This window comes from Neorhizobium sp. S3-V5DH (genome assembly GCF_004343065.1).
Taxonomy (GTDB): Bacteria; Pseudomonadota; Alphaproteobacteria; order Rhizobiales; family Rhizobiaceae; genus Neorhizobium; species Neorhizobium huautlense.
Window position 1 is genome coordinate 43,436 of the sequence record NZ_SMCL01000013.1, and the last position, 20,782, is coordinate 64,217.

Sequence of the window (20,782 nt, forward strand, 5' to 3'; positions counted from 1 at the left end):
TGCCTTCGCGGTGATCGCGACCGGTTCCGGACACTGACGGGAGCCATCGAGCGGGAATGGCCCGCTCCAAAGATGGAGCCTCAGATGAACACCGATCTTTCTCTCGCACAGAACCACGCCTTCCAGCTTTCCCGCACCCTGATGGTTCCAGTCACGCTGTTCAGGTCCGGCGACGAGTTCGGCGTTCTGCCGAGCGACGAACTCGATGACGAAGACGATCTGGAGATCGTGCATGAATACGTTCCGGGTGGGTCTCATTAAGACCCTTCACCTCCTGGTGCCGCTTGCGAGCGGCAGGCGGCAAGGGAAGCTGCGCCGCTGCTGGCATGTCATCTGGATCGGGCGCAAATCTGCAGATTGCCAGCCGCGCCCTTGCCTCCTTTGCTCTTCGCGGACCGTGAGAAATGGTCCCGCAAATTGCGGGAGAAAAGAGTCTGGAAAGAAGGGCGGCGCCAGGAGCGCCGGCAGAAGGATGGAAAAACAGAAACTGGAAGACCTGCGGGATCGTGTCCCGTGTGCCGTCGTGCTGGAGCAGGCAGGGTTCGCGGTCGATCTGAAGGAAAGCACACGGCGGGCAATCAAATACCGGCGCGACGGGGAGATTATTATCGTCATACACGGCGGCAGGGGATGGTTCGACCCGCTGTCCGAAGCAAAAGGCGATGTCTTCAGCCTCGTTCAGCACGTAGAGGGCTTCTTCTTTGTAGATGCTTTAAATCGTGTCGCGTCGCTGGTCGCGGTCGACTTGCGGGAGCCGGAGTGGCGACGCTCAAAGCGCGATGCAGCTCCTTCAGCATCCATCCGGGAGCGATGGGACGGCCGGCGAGAGCCATGGCGCGGGTCTATGACATGGCGCTATCTATCAACCGATCGAAACGTACCGAACAGGGTCATCCGGGCGGCTGTCGAGACCAACGTCCTGCGGGAGGGGCCTTACGGCGGTATGTGGGCGGCCCATGTCGATGACGATGGTGCCGTGACCGGCTGGGAAGAGCGCGGCCCGGACTGGCGGGGATTTTCGACTGGCGGATCGAAAGTGCTGTTCCGGCTCGGTGCCAAAGACGCCCTGCGCTTATGCGTCACCGAAGCAGCGATCGACGCCATGAGCCTGGCTGCATTCGAAGGACTGCGTGAGGGCAGCCTCTATCTCAGTACCGGCGGTGGTTGGTCGCCGACGACTGACGTCGCCCTCCGCAAGCTGGCCGCGCGTCCCGGCGCTGTTCTGGTCGCGGCCACCGATGCCAATAGCCAGGGCAAAGTTTTGCCGGCCGCCTTCGCGACATTGCCGATGAGGTGGGCTGCGACTGGTTACGGCTGAAGCCGCCGGCCGAGGACTGGAATGATGCGCTACGCGCTCGCGAGAAAGAAAGAAGCGAAAGAAGAATGGAAAGAGAGGGAGGACTGCCGCATGCCCGCCGGCCGCGTCAAGGGTGAAGCTTCGCCCGGCCACGCCGGCCCTTGACCCGTCCGGACGGAGAGGCGGCTTGAGGGGAGGGGTCAGGAAGGGCTGAAGAGAAGATGGCGACCATGAGGATCCGCCGCACTCGCGCCCGGACGAGGCTGAAGGAGCCCGCTCATGACCTTCTCTCCTATCCGAAAAGTTTATCAGGGTGTCGCCGATCGCCGGCAGATGTTCCGCATGTTCGATCGACACGCGCAGCGCCCGAACCGCTGGGAGGGCGATGATGGTGCACTCTACAGCGGCGAGTGGTTCGAGATCGGCCCGTCGTCGCACGACTATATGTTCGAGATCCTGCCGCCGCTCTGGACGCGCGGTGAGATGTTCGCCATGCGCGAATTCCTCACCGACAGCATCACCAGTGTTTTCTACACGCTGAAGATCGATGCCTGCATGCGGCATTTCCACGGTTATTGCGATCTCGCCGACAGGGGTTCGCCCGAACGGATGCGCGATGCGATTGTCGAGCGCGAAACCCGGCCCGTTCGGGCAATGACGCGCGAGGAACGCCTGGAGCACATTTGGTCGAGCACGACCGACGAGTATCGCGGCTATGCCGGTGAGCGTTGGCCAGACCAGGACCGCGGCAAGCGCACCTTGTTGTCCTACGGAGGACGCCAGGGCACGATCCTGAAGCTGCTCGAGTATCTCACCGAGGATGAGATCGCCGCCAAGCTTCCGGTGCATTTGCGCTTTCTGCCTGCCGCGATCGCAGCGTGAGGAGGATGCTATCCATGCTTTCCTTCCCGATCGAATCCGTACGGGCGGTGATCGCCCGCGGCCGCGCCGACGCAGAAGCCAATGGCGGGTTTCGAAATCCCCATTATGGCCTTCATCCCGGTCGCGACGAGCAGCCGGGCGTCTGGCTGGTGGGTGATCACGGTGTCTACCTGTGCTCGAACGGCAACTTGCCGGACGGCGAAAAGCCGTTCGTCGACTACGCGCTCGAATGCGACCCTCGCACCAACGACGACTGGTTCGAGGTGAAGCGCAAGACCTTTGGCGGAGATGACGGTGTGGAATTCCTCGATGCCGACCAGCTGGAGGCGATGATCGCTGCCACCGCGAACCCCAGGCATCTCGCCATCACCTTTGATGAGGACTCGATGGAACTCTTCATCATCGAGTGGTCGTAACCTCCCGTCGTAGCGGGATCCCCACCGTCAATCAGCGTCTGTTAGCCGCCCCAGTGGCGGACCGATAACGCGCGCTTTCACAAGGAGATTTGATCATGAGCAACGATCCCTTCACGATCGACATGTTTGGCAATACCGCTCTTTCGTCAGGACTTGGCCTTGGCCTGACCGCCTTCGGCAGTTTTGCGTCCGAGGCTGCCAATGACGACGATCCCGACCCCACACCGCCGGCACCCGCCTCGGCCATGCGGCCGCCTGTCGTCGTTCCGGCACCTGTTGCGCGCAAACAGGGCGACCGTCAAAACTTCTATTTCGAGGATGGTGAGGATCGCCGCCTGGCCGCCTCGCGGAAGGAGCGCGCTCGGTTGAACATCGCGGCCATTCTTTCCGCCGACCAACTGGAAAAACTAGACATCGCTGCGACACGCGAGCAGCAGAAGCGTCTGATCCGCTTCACCGGATTCGGCGCCGGTGAGCTTGCTAACGGCATCTTCCGCCGTCCGGGCGAGATAGATTTCCGGCAGGGCTGGGACGATCTCGGCAACTCGCTCGAGAGCGCCGTATCCGAGAGCGAGTATTCCAGCCTGTCGCGCTGCACCCAGTATGCCCACTTCACGCCGGAGTTCATCATCCGGGCGATCTGGGCCGGATTGCAGCGCATGGGCTGGCGCGGTGGCCGGGTGCTGGAACCGGGCATCGGCACGGGCCTCTTTCCGGCATTGATGCCTGAAGAATACCGTGACACGTCCTATGTCACAGGTATCGAGCTTGATCCTGTGACAGCGCGGATCGCTCGGTTTCTGCAGCCGAAGGCACGCATCATCACCGGCGACTTCGCCCGTACAGACCTGTCTGCGATCTACGATCTCGCCATCGGCAACCCGCCCTTTTCCGATCGCATCGTACGCTCGGACCGCGCTTATCGTTCGCTCGGCCTGCGCCTGCACGACTACTTCATCGCGCGGTCGGTCGACCTCTTGAAGCCCGGCGCGCTCGCTGCCTTCGTTACCTCGCATGGCACGATGGACAAGGTCGACACGACGGCGCGGGAGCATATCGCCAAAACCGCCAGCCTGGTCGCGGCCATCCGCCTGCCCGAAGGCAGTTTCCGTCGGGACGCCGGCACGGACGTCGTGGTCGACATCCTGTTCTTCCGCAAGCGCAAGGTTGGCGAGCCGGACGGGGACCAAACATGGCTCGATGTGGACGAGGTGCGCCCGGCCACTGAGGATGAGGGCGCGATCCGGGTCAATCGCTGGTTCGCCCGGCACCCCCACTGCGTTCTCGGCACCCACGCGCTGACCTCCGGACCGTTTGGCGAGACCTATACCTGCTTGCCCCGGGCCGGCGAGGATCTGGAAACCGCCCTTACCGCCGCCATTCAACACCTTCCGGCGGATCTCTATGACGGCGAGCCGACGCCCATCGATATCGATCTGGAGGATGAGCTCGGCGAGATCGTTGATCTGCGGCCGAAGGACAGGGCCATTCGCGAGGGCAGCTTCTTCCTCGACCGCACAAAGGGTCTGATGCAGATGCTCGAAGGCGCGGCCGTGCCGGTCACGGTGCGCAAGGGGCGCACCGGGGATGGCATCTCGGAAAAGCATGCCCGGATTATCTCGAAGCTGATCCCGATCCGCGACGCGGTGCGCGAGGTGCTGACGGCGCAGGAACTGGATCGCCCGTGGAAGGATCTTCAGGTCCGCCTGCGCATCGCCTGGTCGAGTTTCGTGCGCGACTTCGGGCCGATCAATCATACCACCGTTTCGATCCAGGAGGATGCGGAGACCGGCGAGGTCAAGGAGACCCATCGCCAGCCGAACCTTGCACCTTTCCGCGACGATCCCGATTGCTGGCTGGTCGCCTCGATCGAGCACTACGATCTCGAGACCGACACGGCGAAGCCGGGTCCGATCTTTTCCGAACGGGTGATTGCGCCGCCGGCTGCGCCGACCATCACATCTCCTGCCGATGCACTCGCCGTCGTGCTGAATGAACGTGGTTACGTCGATATCGACCATATCGCCGAACTGCTGCATCGCGATCCGGATGCGGTGATTGCCGATCTCGGTGATGCCATCTTCCGGAACCCGGCAGATGGCGCATGGCAGACGTCGGACGCTTATCTCTCCGGACCGGTGCGCACGAAACTTGCCGCAGCCATCGCAGCCGCCGAGCTCGATCCGGCGTTCAAACGGAATGTCAGCGCGTTGCGAGAGGTGCAGCCCGCCGATCTTCGGCCGTCCGATATCACGGCCCGGCTCGGCGCGCCATGGATCCCGGCCTCCGATGTGGTCGCCTTCGTCAGGGAGACGATGGGCGCCGAGATCAAAATCCACCACATGCCGGAAGTCGGGTCATGGACGGTGGAAGCGCGCCAACTCGGTTATATCGCGACCGGCACGTCGGAATGGGGGACGGACCGCCGACACGCGGGCGAGTTACTCGCCGACGCCCTGAACTCGCGGGTGCCTCAGATCTTCGACACCTTCAAGGACGCCGATGGCGAGCGCCGGGTGTTGAACGTGGTCGACACCGAAGCGGCTCGCGACAAGCTGCAGAAGATCAAGACCGCCTTTCAGACCTGGGTCTGGACTGATCCGGATCGTACCGACCGGCTGGCGCGGGTCTATAATGACCGGTTCAACAATATCGCGCCGCGCAAGTTTGACGGCAGCCATCTTCAACTTCCGGGCGCCTCAGGCGCCTTTACTTTGTATGGCCACCAGAAACGCGGCATCTGGAGGATCATCTCCTCCGGCTCGACCTATCTCGCCCACGCCGTCGGCGCTGGAAAGACCATTACCATGGCGGCGGCCATCATGGAACAGCGCCGGCTCGGTCTGATCGCCAAGGCGATGCTTGTCGTGCCCGGCCATTGCCTGGCGCAGGCGGCCCGCGAGTTTCTGGCGCTCTATCCCAACGCAGGGATCCTCGTCGCCGACGAGACCAATTTTACAAAGGACAAGCGCGCCCGTTTCCTCAGCCGCGCGGCAACTGCTGTCTGGGATGCGATCATCATTACCCACTCGGCATTCAGGTTCATCGGCGTGCCCTCGGCTTTCGAGCAACAGATGATCCATGACGAATTACAGCTCTATGAGGATCTGCTGACCAAGGTCGACAGCGAGGACCGCGTCTCGCGCAAGCGCCTCGAGCGGCTGAAGGAGGGACTGGAAGAACGTTTGCAGGGCCTTTCCACCCGCAAGGACGATCTTCTGACGATCTCCGAGATCGGCGTGGATCAGATCGTCGTCGACGAGGCGCAGGAATTCCGAAAACTCTCCTTCGCCACCAACATGTCGACGCTGAAGGGCATCGATCCCAACGGCTCGCAAAAGGCCTGGGACCTTTACGTCAAGTCGCGCTTCATCGAGACGAAGAGCCCCGGCCGCGCTCTGGTGCTGGCGTCCGGCACGCCGATCACCAATACGCTCGGGGAAATGTTCTCCATCCAGCGCCTGCTTGGCTTTGACGTCTTGCGCGAACGCGGCCTGCACGAGTTCGACGCCTGGGCGTCTAACTTCGGTGACGAAAAGACGGAGCTGGAGCTTCAGCCGTCAGGGAAATATAAGCCGGTCAGCCGCTTCGCCTCCTTCGTCAACGTGCCTGAACTGATCGCGATGTTCCGCGCCTTCGCCGACGTGGTGATGCCGGAGGATCTCAAGGCATATGTGAAGGTGCCCGAGATCGCCACCGGCAAGAGGCAAATCCTGACCGCCGCCCCGACGCCAGCGTTCAAGACCTACCAGCGGATCCTCGAAACCCGCATCAAGGCGATCGAGGAGCGTGATCGTCCACCGGAGCCAGGCGATGACATTCTGCTTTCCGTCATCATCGACGGCCGCCATGCGGCGATCGATCTCAGGCTCGTGATGCCGGCCATGGGGGATGAGCCGGACAACAAGCTCAATCTCCTGGTCCGCAATGCCCACCGGATCTGGCGGGAGACATCGGATATCACTTACATCCGTCCGGACGGCAAGCCATACGAGCTTCCAGGCGCGGCCCAGATGATCTTCTCCGATCTCGGCACGCTCAACGTCGAGAAATCGCGGGGCTTCTCGGCCTATCGCTGGATCCGCGACGAGCTCATCCGCATGGGCGTGCCGGCCTCCGAAATCGCCTTCATGCAGGACTTCAAGAAGACGGAAGCCAAGCAGCGCCTGTTCGGCGATGTTCGCGCCGGCAAAGTGCGTTTCCTGATCGGCTCCTCCGAGACCATGGGCACCGGCGTTAATGCTCAGCTCCGCCTGAAGGCGCTGCACCATCTCGATGTGCCGTGGCTTCCGTCACAGATCGAGCAGCGGGAGGGCCGCATCGTCCGTCAGGGCAACCAGCATGATGAGGTCGATATCTTCGCCTATGCCACGCAAGGGTCTCTCGACGCGACGATGTGGCAGAACAACGAGCGCAAGGCCCGGTTCATTGCTGCCGCGCTCAGCGGTGACACATCGATTCGCAGGCTTGAAGACCTCAACGAAGGGGCTGCCAATCAGTTCGCGATGGCCAAGGCTATCGCCTCCGGAGACGAGCGCCTGCTGCAGAAGGCCGGACTGGAGGCCGATATCGCCAGGCTCGAACGGCTGCGGGCCGCCCATGAGGACGACCAGTATGCCGTCCGCCGGCAGATCCGCGATGCCGAGCGTGAGATCGAAACTGCCAAGCGACGCATCGATGAGATCGGCCGGGATATCGGACGTCTGACGCCGACGTCAGGCGAAAGTTTCGCCATGACCGTGACGGGCAAGCCATATACAGAGCGCAAGGAAGCTGGACGAGCGCTGATGAAGGAAATCCTCACACTGGTTCAGCTACAGCAACAGGGCAAGGTCCAAATCGCCAGCATCGGCGGCTTCGACCTCGTCTACACCGGGGAAACGTTCGGCCGTGGCGACAACTACCACTACCAAACGCTGCTCCAGCGCACCGGAGCCGACTACGAGATCGAATTGCCGGTCACCGTCACGCCGCTCGGGGCGATCTCCCGTCTTGAACATGCGCTCGACGGTTTGGAACAGGAGCGGGAGCGCTACCGCCAGCGTCTGGGAGAGTATCGCCGCAGGCTGACGTCCTATCAATTCCGGCACGGCGCTGCCTTCGCCTTCGCTGATGAGCTCGCGGACAAGCGCCTGAAACTCCGGGAGGTCGAGGAAGCGCTCGCGAACTCGCTGCGCGACGACGCGGATGCCGACAGGGCGGCCGCTTAGCCCGTCTGTTGACGCAGCTCGTCAACCAGTTCCGGGTGACGGTCAAGGAGACGCAGCAACTGGCTGGTCGGGCCGCTCGGCTCGACCAGCCCGCGTTCGTACTTGTCGAAGGCGTTCTCTCCGACTTTGAGAATGCCTCCCGCCTCCCGCTGCGACAGGTTCAGTTTCTGTCGCACGCGTCGGATCGTGGTTGGTGAGGGAATACCCTCGACCTCTTCCTTCAGCGCGCGCAGGGCTGCATCCGTCACCTCCATGTCATCGCCGACATGAACGCCGTCATCGCCTATTTCCGGATAATAACCGGGCAGATCGACCGTCCTGCTCTTGCCCTTATAGGTCACAACGAAGGGGCGAACGTCGCGGAGCAGGACCTCACCGGTCTCCGGAGAGACCATCGTGTCGGGCAGTATCTTTTCTGCAGATGCCATCCTATTTCTCCTTGAACGACATGACCCGGAATTCGGTAATCACGTCCGCCTGGAATTTCACATAGAGCACGATGTCCTCGTTCGGCACTGGTACGTGATAAACGTCCTGCCAGACGCGATGATCGGCATTGGTCGTCATCGACTTGTAGAACATGCGCCGCTCGATCCCTCCGATCGTTGAAACGATGGCAGCGCGATCGTAACCGAGAGCCGCGGCATCACGAAGTGCTGTCGTCGTGATCGCCAGGGCCTGCAAAGACCCCAAGGCAGCTTTGATTGCTTCGAGGTCGTATGTCGGCCGCATCTTTTCCATGGCCTAATATGCCACCTTAATGGTGGCAGTTCAAGATGTCTGAGAAGAGACGGGGAAAGAGAACCCCCTCGCAGATCGGGCTTCCCGGCGACGCTGTCGCTCAACCGCCCCCTGCGCAACCCTGTCCGTCGTTCTCGCAAGGCTTCGCCCCGCTCGCCCTGACGGTCAGGGCCGCTCGGGCGCAGTTGCACCGCTCCAACCGCCCTGCGGTCCGGGAGATGTCTTCGGAAAGAGCTGAAGGCAGGAAGGACCGGCGAGGTGCCGGTTCCGATATCCCGGAAGGAACAGATCCCATGCAGATCCTAAAACTCGATCCCCGTGCGCTGAAGGACAATCCCGACGACGCGCGCCGCTCTAAATCCTCGCCGCAATCCGACGCGCTGCTGCTTGCAACGGTGAAGGCGGTCGGCATCATCCAGCCGCCGGTCATTTCCCCGGAAGTCGACGGCGGTAACGGCTACATCATCCAGGCCGGCCATCGCCGCGTGAAGCAGGCAATTGCGGCCGGGCTGGAAGAAATCACGGTCCTTGTGGTCGAAGCGGCCAACGACAATGGCGCCATGCGGTCGATGGTCGAGAACATCGCCCGCGAGCCGCTTAATCCCGTCGATCAATGGCGCGGCATCGAACGCCTCGTCGCGCTCGGCTGGACCGAGGAAGCGATCGGCGTGGCGCTCGCATTGCCGGTCCGCCAGATCAGGAAGCTCAGGCTCCTTGCCAACGTGCTTCCGGCCATGCTCGACCAGATGGGGCTTGGCGACATGCCGAACGAGCAGCAGTTGCGGACCATTGCCGCAGCATCGCTCGACGAGCAGAAAGAGGTCTGGAAGGCCAACAAGCCGAAGAAGTCCGAGCGGGCCGACTGGTATAACATCTCCCGCGCACTCTCCAAGACCCGCATGTTCGCCAGGGATGCGAGCTTTGGCGATGATCTCGCGAGCGCCTATGGCATCGAATGGGTCGAGGATCTGTTTGCGCCCGCCGACCAGGACAGCCGCTACACGACCAATGTCGAAGCGTTTCTGGGCGCGCAGCAGGAATGGATGACATCGAACCTGCCGAAGAAGGGCTCGATCGTCGAAGTGAATAACTGGGGTCAGCCGGAACTGCCGAAGAAGGCGGAGCGCGTTTACGGCAAGCCGTCGAAGTCCGACTATGTCGGCATGTATCTCGACCGCGACGGCAAGGTGCAGTCGGTTGCCTACCGGATGCCGGAAGAAAAGAAGAAAACAAAAGCTGGCTCGTCCACGACGGGCGCCGCCGAGGACCTCGACAACGACGCGATCGTCGATGCGCCGAAGTCCCGCCCGGACGTGACCCAGAAGGGACAGGACATGATCGGCGACTTCCGCACCGATGCCCTTCACGAGGCGCTCGGCCGCGCGCCGATCGAGGACGACACGCTGATGGCGTTGCTCGTGCTTGCCTTCGCCGGCCTCAACGTCCGCATCGATTCCGGCGCGAACGACAATGTGTTCGGTTCGAAGCGGTTCAAACGCCATGCCGCCGGGCTTATCGGTGAAGACGGAAAGCTCGCCTTCGACAGGGAAACACTGCGGGTCGCCGCCCGCTCGATGCTGATCGAGGTCCTGTCTTGCCGGCGCGGCTTGTCGAACAGCGGTGTTGTCTCGCGTATCGCAGGGAACGCTATCGGCGCCGACAGCTTCCTGCCCAATATGGGAAGCGAAGACTTCCTCTTGTGCCTGTCGCGTCAGGCGCTGGAAGCGGCGGCGAAGGAGGCGAATGTGCTTCCACGCGAGAAGGTCCGGGAAACTCGCTCCGCGCTGATCGACCATTTCAAGGAGGGTCACTTCGTGCATGCCTCGGCGCTATTTGCGCCGGATGCGAGCGAGATCGCCGATCTGCTGAAGCATGGCGACTATCTCGACATCGATGAGGCATCGGCCGACACGGATGCAACCGGGCCGGAGAATGACGCTACCGATGGCAGTGCAGTCGAGCCAAACCGTGCGAACGAGGATGGCGGAACTGTCGAAGACAGCACCGCAGATGAAGCGTCAGCCGAGAACGACGAGAGCCTCGATCCGTTCGATAACGAAGATACCTCTTCGGAGACTTTCGATCATGACGCCGACGAGGCCGATCCCGATGAGCAGGACGCTTACGGGATCGCGGCGGAATAGCCAACCCTCTCCAATCCTTCCGAATGATCTGCCGCCGCCGATGGTCTCCATCGGCGGCGGTTTCGTTTTCACTACCCCTCAAAACAGGGAGAATTTGCATGTCTGCACATCTCGCATTTTCCGCCGCGGTCGGCTTACTCGTTTCCTGGTCGGACGGCACACCGCGCCCGCCAGAGCGGCACAGCAAGAAGCTGGCCGTCTGGAAGACGCGCAACAGCTCCGGCCGTCTGATCCGGAAAGAGGCCTTTCGAAGCCTTGGCGGCTATACCGCGCCGGCGTCCTTTACGCTGCATGAGGGCGATATCGGCGGCCACGGCACGATCGTCGTTACCGTCCTGAGAACATTCGGCATCGACAGCACGCTCTCCTTCACCGTGAGCGAGCGCCCGTCGATCGGATCGGTCCGCGTCTTTGATCGACCCGGACCCTCGCATCACATGATCCATCTCGCTGCGAACCGGGAGGCGGCCGAGGTGTGGCTCAAACTCCACCGACATCCCAAGGCGGTTCTTGAAGAGGTGACAACCGACGAAGTCGCAGACGATCACGTCGAGGGAAGGGCAGCATGACGATGCCTCTGTCCCCAGAGAATACCGCCGGCTCTACCTCTGAATATTCAGGGGTGGAGTTCGGCATCAGCGCCGACGGTCTTCCCGTTGCCCGGATCGGCGAAATCACGCTGGCCATGCTTTCCTTGCCGGCGGGCGGCGGTTTTCTGGCAAGCGCTTGGCGCCACCGCCGTCCGCTTTGTGAGCTGACCCGCGCTGACTTCTATGGCCAGGAGGGCAACCTTGCCGACGAGGCTGCGTTCCGGGAGCGCGTGCTTGAGACGGCAGAGCAAAAGCGCGAGCTGGCTCTGCTCGAACGCGTGCAGACGCGGATGTCCTGCAGCACGCCATGGGGCGTTTCGCAAATCGCCACCGTCTATGCAGAAGGCATCGTCTCGCATGTCACTGCCGGTCACGGCGGCTTCAAGCTCTCGGCCGATCGCAACAGCAAGGTTCATCCGATGCTGCGGGCGGAGGGCGGCTGGTACGAAGAGGACTGCACCTGGTCGATCGTGGCGTTCACCTATCCGCAGTTCTTCACGTCCTATGAGCGGCGGAGCGCGGAAAGGCATCTCAAGAATTGGTGGCCGGAAGCCTGGGAAACAATCTCCGGCGAGGTCCTGCTGCCGGGCGAATCCCGAGCGAATGATCGCAAGGCGTTCGAGCTCGCTCATGCTGACGATTGGGTGGTGATCTCTGCCCTCAGATCCGATCATCATCCCGGCATGACCGAGGTGATCGCCACCCGCGGCGGCAAGCGAGACCATCATGTCGACGAGCGCCGCTTTCTGGTTCCATCCGCCGAATATGAGGTCGGACGCTTCGGCTTCGTGATCGATGAAGCACGTCATGCTGCCTATGACGGCCCTTCCAGCTTCGCCTCGTGGGCGGGGAGGAGCGCGGCATGACAACGATCAGTCCCCATCCTCTTCTCGCCCGTATGCAAGCATCGCGGCGCGATACGCGACATCATCTCGATCTGGTGCTGCGACAGATTGCGGCCCGTGCCGAGCGAGTGACGGTCACGCAGAAGGCGAAGTCCAGCGGCCGTACGCACAAAAGGTCAGGGTCACGCTGGACGCCCTCCGACGAACGGCTGTTCCAGTCTCATCTCCAGGCATTGGAATTCCAGCGCCGGGGCGAGATCGAGGCGTTGTCGCGCAAGCTCGCCCGGCAGGATGCTGCGATCGCCGCTCTTAAGGCGAGGCTGGAACCACGTGCTGACATCAACGAGAGGAATGCGGCATGGCCCGCTTTGTCATTGAACGAGCTACCGTCTGCCGACCTACCGCCATCGCGTTTATGACGCGGCAAGCCTTGGCGATGGCGGGGGTTGACCCGATGTGTGGAAAACGCCACGACAAGCTTCCGCCCCTCACCGGGCAGGAGGAGGCCGCACTGCAGGTCTGCGCGGCCCGGCATGGGCGCTCATGGAAGCGCATCCTTAATTACGCTTGGATGGGCGAGGCGCCCTATGACGACGGTCAGGTACTGCGTAAGCTTCGCAACACACATGGACCGACGTGGCTGGATCGCTACAGACTACCGAAGCGTCCGGTTGTTCTGAGGCGCTGAGGGTTCTGACTGCTAGGCCGTGAACCATAAACTTGCGGGGATTGTGCTGGCCGAGCTAAGGTGCGTTCGCCCTTAGCCAAGCCGGGAGGCAAGACTTGGCGAGGGGATCAGCTGGGGCCCCGAGAGGAGCAGATGGATTTCTCCCTCCCAGCACCAGCTTGCGCAACGTGGCGCTAACTCATTCAGCATTCGTATGATCGCACACAAACTCGGCGTGCAGGACAAGTCCCATGGTCTCATCGTGGTGACAATCAACTCGTTGCATTGTCGGTAAACCGTATCGATCGGACGAGGGCGGCCTACTTCCCGGGTTCATCGGGCAGTCGCTGACCGTTCGTCATGTCGTGCCGATAGACTTCGGATCGGCGGCGATAAAGGCGGCTGCATTGAGGTGGAACCGGTGCATCCTGCATGAGATCCCTCGCGGTGCTGACATCTGGTGTCGGCCCCCTGGCCGGCCTGCCCTCCGGTTTTGCTGCGGTCTGAACCAGCGCCCGTCCGGTTCAAGGCCGCTTTGCGCCGCGGGGCGGCCGGTCATGCCGCTCTCGACAAAACAGCCATACGGGCTTCGCAGGTCTGGGAGACCCGCTTGTCCGCATGACTGCTTCGCTCGATCTGGCCCGCCCGGACCCTGAACCGTCCGGCTTGCGCCGGTTCTTTTCGACCGCACCGAAGGACAGACCGGCCAAGGGGCCGGAACCGCTTCGGCGAACCGAAAGGAAACCCCCATGGCAAAGTCCGCTACCTCTCCCCGCCAGCCTAACCGTACCACCGCCCGCGTCGTACAGCTCCGCAAAGGCGCCACCATCGAAATGGTCCGCCTGACATGCCCCGATGAAGCGCAGGCGCTGCGCATCGCCGAAAGCTTCGGAACCGCCATCCTTGACAGCGACGGCATCCGCGACATGCACGAGCGCCTGATCATTGAGACTGCGACCGGCCTCTCCGAGGGCCTCGGCGAACGGGCGATGCAAATCCATCTCCAGCGGATCGTCGGAGCCTATGTCGGATCGGCCCATGGCGCTGGCCAGTTCTACAGCAAGGCCGTTACCGAAGCTCGCGATGCGACCGCCAAGAGTGCATCAGAGGCTCGCGACGAGGATCTCGACGGCCCGGTTGGGTACGACAGCGCCGCCCAGCGCAAGCGCGAGTTCGCAGCCGACATGGGCATCCAGGCCCACGCGCTGCGCCTGGCCGCTGAAGGCGCCGTCGCGGCTTACGAACAGATTGTCGGCGAAGCGTGGAAGCCCTTTGATCGCCCAGTCGGCAATCCCGGCCAGACGCTCGACCGCAAGGCGGCCGAGGCACAGATGGACGCTCTTGGCTGAGACGTCTCCGGCGGAGCATCTGGCTCCGCCGTTTCGTGACGAGGCCGCCTCACTCCGAGGCGGCCATTTTTTGTGTCACTGCCGGAGCGACGCTCACGGGGATAGAAAAGGAAGATGAAGAGAGAACGGAGCGCGGCATTGCGGTCCCGTCCCGTTCGTCGGACCTGCAGGAGCCGGCGGCAAGCCGCAACGGCTGCGCCGTCCTCCACATACGTTCCGGCCGTTCCGGTGCGCATTCCGCCGATCGCTCCTGCTTACGGCCCTCCGCGACGGGGCCGCGATGGGCGCGGCCTTCAGACCAAGGAGGTTTGGACATGACAAGGAAATCAGAAAACACGCGCAGCGATATCTACGCCCGCATCACGGACAGGATCGTCACTGACCTGGAAAAGGGCGTCCGCCCATGGGTGCAGCCGTGGAGCGCGGCCAATCTGACCGGCCGAGTTAGCCGGCCCCTACGGCATAACGGCCAACCGTACACAGGCCTCAATGTTCTCCTTCTGTGGTCGGAGAGCGTCGCCAGCGGTTTCAGGTCGCCGACATGGATGACGCTGCGCCAGGCAAATGAACTCGGCGCTCACGTGCGCAAGGGCGAGAGCGGCGCGACCGTCGTCTATGCCAGCCGCTTCACCAAAACCGGGATAGACGCGAGTGGTGGCGAGGTTGAACGCGATATCCCGTTCCTCAAAGCGTACACGGTCTTCAATTGCGATCAGATCGATGGTCTCGCAGATCACTATTACCGCTGCCCTGACCCAATCGCCAAACCACTCGAGCGCATCGAATATACCGATCGCTTCTTCGACAACACGGGCGCTGTTGTCCGATACGGCGGCGACAAGGCCTATTATTCTCCCGCGACCGACCACATCCAGCTGCCGCGGCCCGAACAGTTTCGCGACGTGGCCTCGTTCGTTGCCACGAGAGCACACGAAACCTTGCATTGGGCAGGCGGTCCCGCGCGGCTGAACAGGGATCTCAGCCGCTACCATAAGGACCGTCGCGAACGGGCATTCGAAGAAATGCTGGTGGAATTGGGCTCAGCGATGCTGTGTGCCGATCTCGGCATCGTGCCGGAGCTTGAACCCCGCCCGGATCATGCCGCCTATATCCAGAGTTGGGCCGAAATCCTCGGCTCCGACAAGCGCGCGATCTTCAATGCGGCGGCGCATGCGCAGCGCGCTGTCACCTATCTGCATGACCTTCAGCCGGAAGCGACCGCCGCGCAGGAGGCTGCTTGACGCTTCATGATCAGAGCTTTGCAGGAAAGGGCGTGTGGCGTCTAAGGGTGGCATACGGGCGGCTTGGCCACGGATACCGGCCATTGCGGAAGGCATGCCGCCTTCTGCGGACCTCTGCCGTAAAACACGCCGGCCCAGCCAGTCCCTGAAGTCCGAAACTACCTTCCGTGCCGGCCAACCGGTGCGGTGTGGGCGCTGAGGGCTGGGCGGGATCGCATGCAAACCGAAGTCCTTGCCGGCAGAATGAGGCGCCATCCAGTCGACGATGAGCTCGATTGTCGAACGGTCGGTAGTGCAGACCCATCATTCGGCGAGGGGTTCGAACGGAACGGCACGACCGCAGCCGTGACGGGGTATGAGCATGGTGCCATAACGATCGTGCCGGCAGCGCGATGCTGGTGAACTCACCGGTAGGTCTCTCGGCATGTCGTGCGCGATCCGGTTCGGCTGGCCACACCCACGCAGACCTCGATGGATCTGGTGTGACCGAAGGACGCCTTCGTCTCGACCGCCTTGGCCGCAACGGCCATACGCAACTTTCTTCCCCTGCGAACAGGTTCGCATTCCTCGCGGGCCAAGAAAGCCGCTCCCGGCCATCCTCCGCTTCGTTCCGGCCCCGTTGGGGTGCGGCGTCGATCGCCGTCGGTCTTAACACCGTCATCGAGGACGCGATGGGCGCGGCCCGAGCAAACCGGAAAGGTTACAACAATGGCAGTCATCGGCGAATTCACCACCAACGGCAACAACTCCATCATCGGCAACGTGCGCACTCTCACCGTTAGCATGAAGGCCCGCCTGAACCCGATCGAACGCGTCTCGCGCGACGCTCCGGATTTCCGCATCACCGCCAGCAACGGCGTCGAGGTCGGCGCCGGCTGGAAAGCGGTCTCCAACGACGGCGAGGAATACATCTCGGTCAAGCTGGACGATCCGAGCTTCAACGCCCCGATCACTGCAGCCCTTTGGCCGAGCGAGAAGAACGGCGAATACGCCCTCATCTGGAACCGCCCGAAGCGGGAGGCCTGATCACCCCGAAGAGCTTCGCCGAAAGGCGGGGCTCTTTTCCGTCCCATTGAAGAAGCCGGGCGCAGGCATCGAGCCTGCTTCCGGCTTTTTCGCTGCCATACGGGAGGTGGGAACTGCTCAGTTCGTCCAAGGGTGCCATGGCGAATCGAAGGCGTCCAGCACGAGCGGCGCCTCCAATTTGCTCCTCCCGCCTATGGCGGCTTCCGCAAATCGACTCCTCCACTCGCCGCCTCTGGCGGTCGCGTCCCGCGCTGCTTGACCCCTCCGTTTCGCCATGACGCGCGGCGCCGTCTTTCACAAACGTCAAGGAGACGACGATGACGATTTCTCTCGAAATGCAACGCGAAGAGCTCAAGGCCGAACTCAGGAACACCTGCGATCCGGCTGAGCGTCGCCAGATTGCGGCGGAGCTGGAGATGGTACAGGCCGAGATTGCAGCCATTGAGGCCGAGCAGGACGGGCGCATCAGCGTGGAGCCACCGTTTTGAGGGGAGGCGTCGAACGACTTCGTGTGCGTCACTTGCTGCCGAAGATCTCGTGTCGATCTCATTTCATCGACATCAGGGATGGTGCGTCCCGGACGTCTGGCCGCAACCTGATGACGCCAGAATTTTCCCCGCCTGTGGCTCCTCGCGCATCAAAATTCAGGCGCCCTCAGGTCCTCCGCTCCGCTTCGGCCCTATGGGTGCAGCTCTCCTTTCCGGTTCGCTCTTCATCCCCGCAATGAAATGCAATCAACAGGAGATCCATGATGCAACAGCTCGCAAAATTCCTCAGCGCCACCGGCCGCCGTCTTCGCACCCTTGGCAAGGTCGTCAGTCACCTCTTCCGCAAGGGCAAAGTCGGTTTGAAGATCGCGATTAAGATCCCCTTCTTCGCCGATGTCGAGCTCAACATCGAGACCGAATGGGAACGGCGCGGGTGAGCGCCGACGGGCTCGGCCTTAACCGGCCGAGCCCCCTAGCACCAGGGCTCGCGACGACCCGTCCAGGTCCGGGCCAGTCCTTCCGAGACCAGGACATCGCCGAGGCTATGGCCATTTCGAACGAGAACTCGCAGCGCCCGACCGTAGCGATCCTTGTCACGACCCGGCCATGCTCGCATTTCGAATGGACCCTGGTTGACCAGTTGGATCAATCGCTCGGTCGCTCGGTTTCCAAGAGCAAGTTCCGAGGCGCATTTCGGCTCGCTGATCTCAGGTGCGTCGATGTCGGCGACGCGGACTTTCGTGCCATCGATCCACAGTGTGTCGCCGTCGATGACGCAGGCGATCCGGTGGCCGCCCGTGCATTTCTCAAACACTGTAGCGGGCATATTCGGTGCGGCCAGTGTCATCGACGCAGCACTGGCCGTGAGCGCCATGGTGCTCAGGACGCCGAGCACCATGGCGGGCATGGTGAGGTCGCGCTGCCTTCTCTTTTTCCGGAAGAAATGCCGGAGACCGTGTGAATATGCCAAACGTCGAATGCTCCAGTTTCATCGTGGTCGATGTGTGAATCTTGGCCGGTGTTCTGCGAGAGATTGCCCATCTTCAATGATGGGCTGCCGAAGGAGTGACCCGATATCCGCGGCTTCGTTTCTGTCGTAGAAGATCGAGGAAGGCTGCGACAGCATCACGCTCACAGGCGAAATGCTGAACCTTCATCTGGCCCTGCGCTCCGATCCGGCCCCAGCGGCGTGTCAGGGATACCTCCCCGAACAGATTGGGCTCGATCGTCATGGCATAGAAGCGCGCCATATTCTTGGCCTCATCCGTGCGTTCGACATAGAGCTGATAGGGTTGAAGGAGCATGGCAGCATATTCGCTCGACCACCAAGTCTCGTCCAACGAGAGATATGAATCGATCGCGTCTGACCGATTCATTTCTGTGAAGTTCGGGTGAACACTATGGGCGGTCCGCCTGCGGCGTTCAGCTCTATTCGCCAAAGCGAACGAAGCCCAGCGGTCTTCGCCCATCCGGGTTAAGATCTTTCCGCAAACGCCAAGCGGGATCAGTGCGAACGGACGTCGATCAATATCCGAGGAAGCTGAGGACATCGCCCCCATTAAATTCTCCGTAGTTGTCGGGAAGAGTAATGACTTCCCCACTATCCTTGTCGATCAGCGAGCCGTCGGCTTCGCGTGCAACTGCCGTGATGCCGTGCCTCCGGCATTCCTCGATCGCCTCGGCCACTGTTACCTGTGCTTCGCACGCTTCCCAATACATCATCCATGTGTCCTCTATCTATCGCACGACCGGTTCGTCCGTGGGGGAAGAGTTCTTGTGAAAGCGGTTCTCCCCGGCGCAGGCCTTCATGTCCTCGCGCCGGAACCAGATGGCGCGGCCACAGCGCAGCGGGGGATTGCCTGATGTGAAGACGATCTGCTCGTCCGCGCGCATGCGCAGCACCTCGTGCGGCAGGATCAGCGGCCGGCGGCTGAGCTGCTTCGATCGAGATCGTGATGATCCCTTCATTCCGGACGATCTGTTTGTCTGGTCCACTTCGACCGTGGTGTCGCCGCAACGCTTCGAGATGTAGTCAGCCGTATCGGGATCGTTGATCGCAGAAAAAGAAATCCAGGACGCGGACTCGAACCACTTGCTCGTCGCATCCCGGCCGCCATAGGCCTCGCGCATTTGGCCGAGTGACTGGAAGATCAGGGTGAGCGTGATGCCGTATTTGCGGCCGGCGTCACGAGCGGTTTCGAGGATGCGCAGATAGCCGAGACGCGCCACCTCGTCGAGCAGGAACAGCGTGCGATCCTTCACGTCGCCGTTGCGGTTATAGATGGCATTGAGCAGCGAGCCGATGACGACACGGGCGAGCCCCGGATGAGCTTCCAGCACTTTCAGATCGAGCGCAATGAAGATGTCGGTCCCACCGGCGGCAAGATCGTCGGTGGAGAAGCTGTCGCCAGAGACGAGGCCGGAATAGTTCGGGTAGGAGAGCCAATGGGTTTCCTTCACCGCATTGGCATAGACACCGGAAAACGTCTCCGGCGTCATGTTGACGAAAACGGCGACATTCTCCTTCACGAAGTCGGAATCCGACTGTTCGTAGATTCGCGTCAGCCGCTCGCGGAGCTTCGGCTCCGGCTCGGAGAGATTGGCACGGACGCGGCGCAAGGTCTGGTCTTTTTCATCCGTATGTCCTGAAAGGCAGACATCGGCGATGAGCGCCGTCAGAAGCTGCATCGCCGATGCCCGGAAGAAGTCGTCGCGGGCGGACGCCGTGCGCGCATTGTCGGTCATGATCCATGTTGCGACAGCGACGATATCCTCTTCCTTGGTATTGCCGTGACGGCCAATCCAATCCAGCGCATTGAAGCCGACACCAGATGCGGCGGGATCGAGCACGACCACCTTGCGGCCGGCCTTGCGCCGGTGTTCGATCACCATCGGCGCGACCTCGCTCGACGGATCCAGCACAACAAGGCCGCCGCCCCATTTGAGCGCGGTCGGGATCGTCACAGAGGTCGTCTTGAAGCCGCCGGAACCGGCAAAGACGATGCCGTGCGACGAGCCAAAGGAGCCGTCGAAGCAGAGCAGCGGCGACTTGCCGCCTGCGCCCCAGCTTTGCGGTTCATCGGAGCGGAACGGCAGAGTGGCAACGCTGTCGCGATCGACACGATAACGTTCGCCGATAACGATACCGCCTGCTTCTGGAAACAGGTTTGCGGCTTCGGGCAGTTTCATCCAGTCGGCCTCGCCATGCACAGCGCGTTTGCCGCCGATGCGGCGCGGTCCGGACGCCGCGAACGCAGCATTGCCTTTCAGCGCAACACGCAAGGCGAAGATACCGCTGAAGAGTGCTGCGGCAGCACCCACCATCGTCGCCGGGTCGCAATAGGCGAGAACCGACCGTCCCGCCGGAACGTTTCCGGCGATACCGGCAAGCCGGACGATCTCGCGCACCACGGCGATGACGACGGTCACGGCGTTTCCGGCAAGCACGCTCCCGCCGGCCGCCTTGATGTTCGCGGAACCGTTGACGGCGAACAGCGCGATGGCGCCGATCGCGGCGGCGGCGACACAGGGCAGGGCGAGCCCGACGCGGCCCAGCATCAGCTTCGCCTGCGCCGATGCTCCGAGCGCCGCCAGCCGATGTTCCATGCCTGATGCCAGGATCATAGCTGCGACCATGATTGCCGCGGGCAGGATTGCCAGAAGCAGCCTATTCGCCGTCATCACCGAAGGCCTCCGCGCCGATTGCCATCATTCGAGCCTTCTCCATCTCGTCGCCCTTGATCCGCCTGCCGGCGTCGATCAGCAGGCCGAGCAACAGAGCACGCTTTTCGTAGCGCAGCCCGGCCTTGACGATCAGGCCACCGAGTTCGATTTTTTCCCGCGTGTCCTTTTTGCGCGCATCCGATGTCATCGCCTTTGCCATCCG

At 62.2% G+C, this 20,782-nt stretch carries 21 protein-coding genes; 14 read left to right on the forward strand and 7 right to left on the reverse strand.

What is annotated here, in order from left to right; genetic code table 11:
- The first annotated feature begins 84 nt into the window (after positions 1 to 84).
- From EDE09_RS28240 to EDE09_RS17870, 5 genes are all read left to right on the forward strand, one after another.
- On the forward strand, positions 85 to 261 hold the full coding sequence (locus EDE09_RS28240) for a hypothetical protein (protein WP_165422072.1): 177 nt from the start codon (positions 85 to 87) through the stop codon (positions 259 to 261).
- A gap of 211 nt (positions 262 to 472) precedes the next feature.
- On the forward strand, positions 473 to 1,318 hold the full coding sequence (locus tag EDE09_RS17855; protein WP_348631323.1) for a DUF3991 and TOPRIM domain-containing protein: 846 nt from the start codon (positions 473 to 475) through the stop codon (positions 1,316 to 1,318).
- 258 nt (positions 1,319 to 1,576) lie between these two features.
- Positions 1,577 to 2,179, forward strand: a complete 603-nt coding sequence (locus EDE09_RS17860; RefSeq protein WP_132412051.1) for a DUF1419 domain-containing protein — start codon at positions 1,577 to 1,579, stop codon at positions 2,177 to 2,179.
- Between the two features lie 14 nt (positions 2,180 to 2,193).
- Complete coding sequence (locus tag EDE09_RS17865) at positions 2,194 to 2,595, forward strand: DUF3085 domain-containing protein (RefSeq protein WP_132412053.1); 402 nt, start codon at positions 2,194 to 2,196, stop codon at positions 2,593 to 2,595.
- Positions 2,596 to 2,690: 95 nt separating this feature from the next.
- The gene (locus EDE09_RS17870; RefSeq protein ID WP_132412055.1) at positions 2,691 to 7,805 is read left to right on the forward strand and encodes a lactate dehydrogenase; all 5,115 of its coding nucleotides are present in this window, start codon (positions 2,691 to 2,693) and stop codon (positions 7,803 to 7,805) included.
- Here EDE09_RS17870 and EDE09_RS17875 read toward each other — a convergent pair.
- The gene (locus EDE09_RS17875) at positions 7,802 to 8,233 is read right to left on the reverse strand and encodes a type II toxin-antitoxin system MqsA family antitoxin (RefSeq protein WP_132412057.1); all 432 of its coding nucleotides are present in this window, start codon (positions 8,231 to 8,233) and stop codon (positions 7,802 to 7,804) included. The genes EDE09_RS17870 and EDE09_RS17875 overlap by 4 nt on opposite strands.
- 1 nt (position 8,234) lies before the next feature.
- Entirely contained in the window at positions 8,235 to 8,546 is a 312-nt protein-coding gene (locus EDE09_RS17880; protein ID WP_132412059.1) for a type II toxin-antitoxin system MqsR family toxin, read from the reverse strand.
- A gap of 293 nt (positions 8,547 to 8,839) precedes the next feature.
- Here EDE09_RS17880 and EDE09_RS17885 point away from each other — a divergent pair, with 293 nt between their 5' ends.
- The 9 genes from EDE09_RS17885 (at position 8,840) to EDE09_RS28250 (ending at position 17,333) form a co-directional block, all read left to right on the forward strand.
- Positions 8,840 to 10,690 carry a ParB N-terminal domain-containing protein gene (locus tag EDE09_RS17885; protein WP_132412061.1) on the forward strand — a complete coding sequence of 617 codons (1,851 nt, stop codon included), beginning with the start codon at positions 8,840 to 8,842 and terminating at the stop codon, positions 10,688 to 10,690.
- Positions 10,691 to 10,788: 98 nt separating this feature from the next.
- A complete protein-coding gene (locus EDE09_RS17890; RefSeq protein ID WP_132412063.1) occupies positions 10,789 to 11,259 on the forward strand; it encodes a hypothetical protein in 471 nt (156 codons plus the stop codon).
- On the forward strand, positions 11,256 to 12,146 hold the full coding sequence (locus EDE09_RS17895) for a hypothetical protein (RefSeq protein WP_132412065.1): 891 nt from the start codon (positions 11,256 to 11,258) through the stop codon (positions 12,144 to 12,146). Before EDE09_RS17890 ends, EDE09_RS17895 begins: the two co-directional genes overlap by 4 nt.
- Complete coding sequence (locus tag EDE09_RS17900) at positions 12,143 to 12,544, forward strand: hypothetical protein (protein ID WP_245505188.1); 402 nt, start codon at positions 12,143 to 12,145, stop codon at positions 12,542 to 12,544. The genes EDE09_RS17895 and EDE09_RS17900 overlap by 4 nt, the downstream gene beginning before the upstream one ends.
- A gap of 997 nt (positions 12,545 to 13,541) precedes the next feature.
- On the forward strand, positions 13,542 to 14,141 hold the full coding sequence (locus EDE09_RS17910; protein ID WP_132412069.1) for a hypothetical protein: 600 nt from the start codon (positions 13,542 to 13,544) through the stop codon (positions 14,139 to 14,141).
- Positions 14,142 to 14,455: 314 nt separating this feature from the next.
- The gene (locus tag EDE09_RS17915; protein WP_132412071.1) at positions 14,456 to 15,382 is read left to right on the forward strand and encodes an ArdC family protein; all 927 of its coding nucleotides are present in this window, start codon (positions 14,456 to 14,458) and stop codon (positions 15,380 to 15,382) included.
- Positions 15,383 to 16,090: 708 nt separating this feature from the next.
- Complete coding sequence (locus EDE09_RS17920; RefSeq protein WP_132412073.1) at positions 16,091 to 16,408, forward strand: DUF736 domain-containing protein; 318 nt, start codon at positions 16,091 to 16,093, stop codon at positions 16,406 to 16,408.
- 317 nt (positions 16,409 to 16,725) lie between these two features.
- Positions 16,726 to 16,896 carry a hypothetical protein gene (locus EDE09_RS28245; protein WP_165924214.1) on the forward strand — a complete coding sequence of 57 codons (171 nt, stop codon included), beginning with the start codon at positions 16,726 to 16,728 and terminating at the stop codon, positions 16,894 to 16,896.
- 263 nt (positions 16,897 to 17,159) lie between these two features.
- Positions 17,160 to 17,333, forward strand: a complete 174-nt coding sequence (locus tag EDE09_RS28250) for a hypothetical protein (RefSeq protein WP_165924215.1) — start codon at positions 17,160 to 17,162, stop codon at positions 17,331 to 17,333.
- Between the two features lie 35 nt (positions 17,334 to 17,368).
- Here EDE09_RS28250 and EDE09_RS17925 read toward each other — a convergent pair whose 3' ends face one another.
- From EDE09_RS17925 to EDE09_RS17945, 5 genes are all read right to left on the reverse strand, one after another.
- The gene (locus EDE09_RS17925; protein ID WP_348631324.1) at positions 17,369 to 17,866 is read right to left on the reverse strand and encodes a thermonuclease family protein; all 498 of its coding nucleotides are present in this window, start codon (positions 17,864 to 17,866) and stop codon (positions 17,369 to 17,371) included.
- Between the two features lie 73 nt (positions 17,867 to 17,939).
- A complete protein-coding gene (locus EDE09_RS17930; RefSeq protein ID WP_132412075.1) occupies positions 17,940 to 18,272 on the reverse strand; it encodes a WGR domain-containing protein in 333 nt (110 codons plus the stop codon).
- A 148-nt stretch (positions 18,273 to 18,420) separates the two neighbouring features.
- Positions 18,421 to 18,618 (reverse strand): hypothetical protein, encoded by a 198-nt coding sequence (locus EDE09_RS17935; RefSeq protein WP_132412077.1) that lies wholly within the window; start codon positions 18,616 to 18,618, stop codon positions 18,421 to 18,423.
- Positions 18,619 to 18,633: 15 nt separating this feature from the next.
- Positions 18,634 to 20,577 (reverse strand): Ti-type conjugative transfer system protein TraG, encoded by a 1,944-nt coding sequence (gene traG, locus EDE09_RS17940; protein WP_132412079.1) that lies wholly within the window; start codon positions 20,575 to 20,577, stop codon positions 18,634 to 18,636.
- Positions 20,564 to 20,779 carry a type IV conjugative transfer system coupling protein TraD gene (locus EDE09_RS17945; protein WP_165924216.1) on the reverse strand — a complete coding sequence of 72 codons (216 nt, stop codon included), beginning with the start codon at positions 20,777 to 20,779 and terminating at the stop codon, positions 20,564 to 20,566. Before EDE09_RS17945 ends, traG begins: the two co-directional genes overlap by 14 nt.
- Between the last annotated feature and the right edge of the window lie 3 nt (positions 20,780 to 20,782).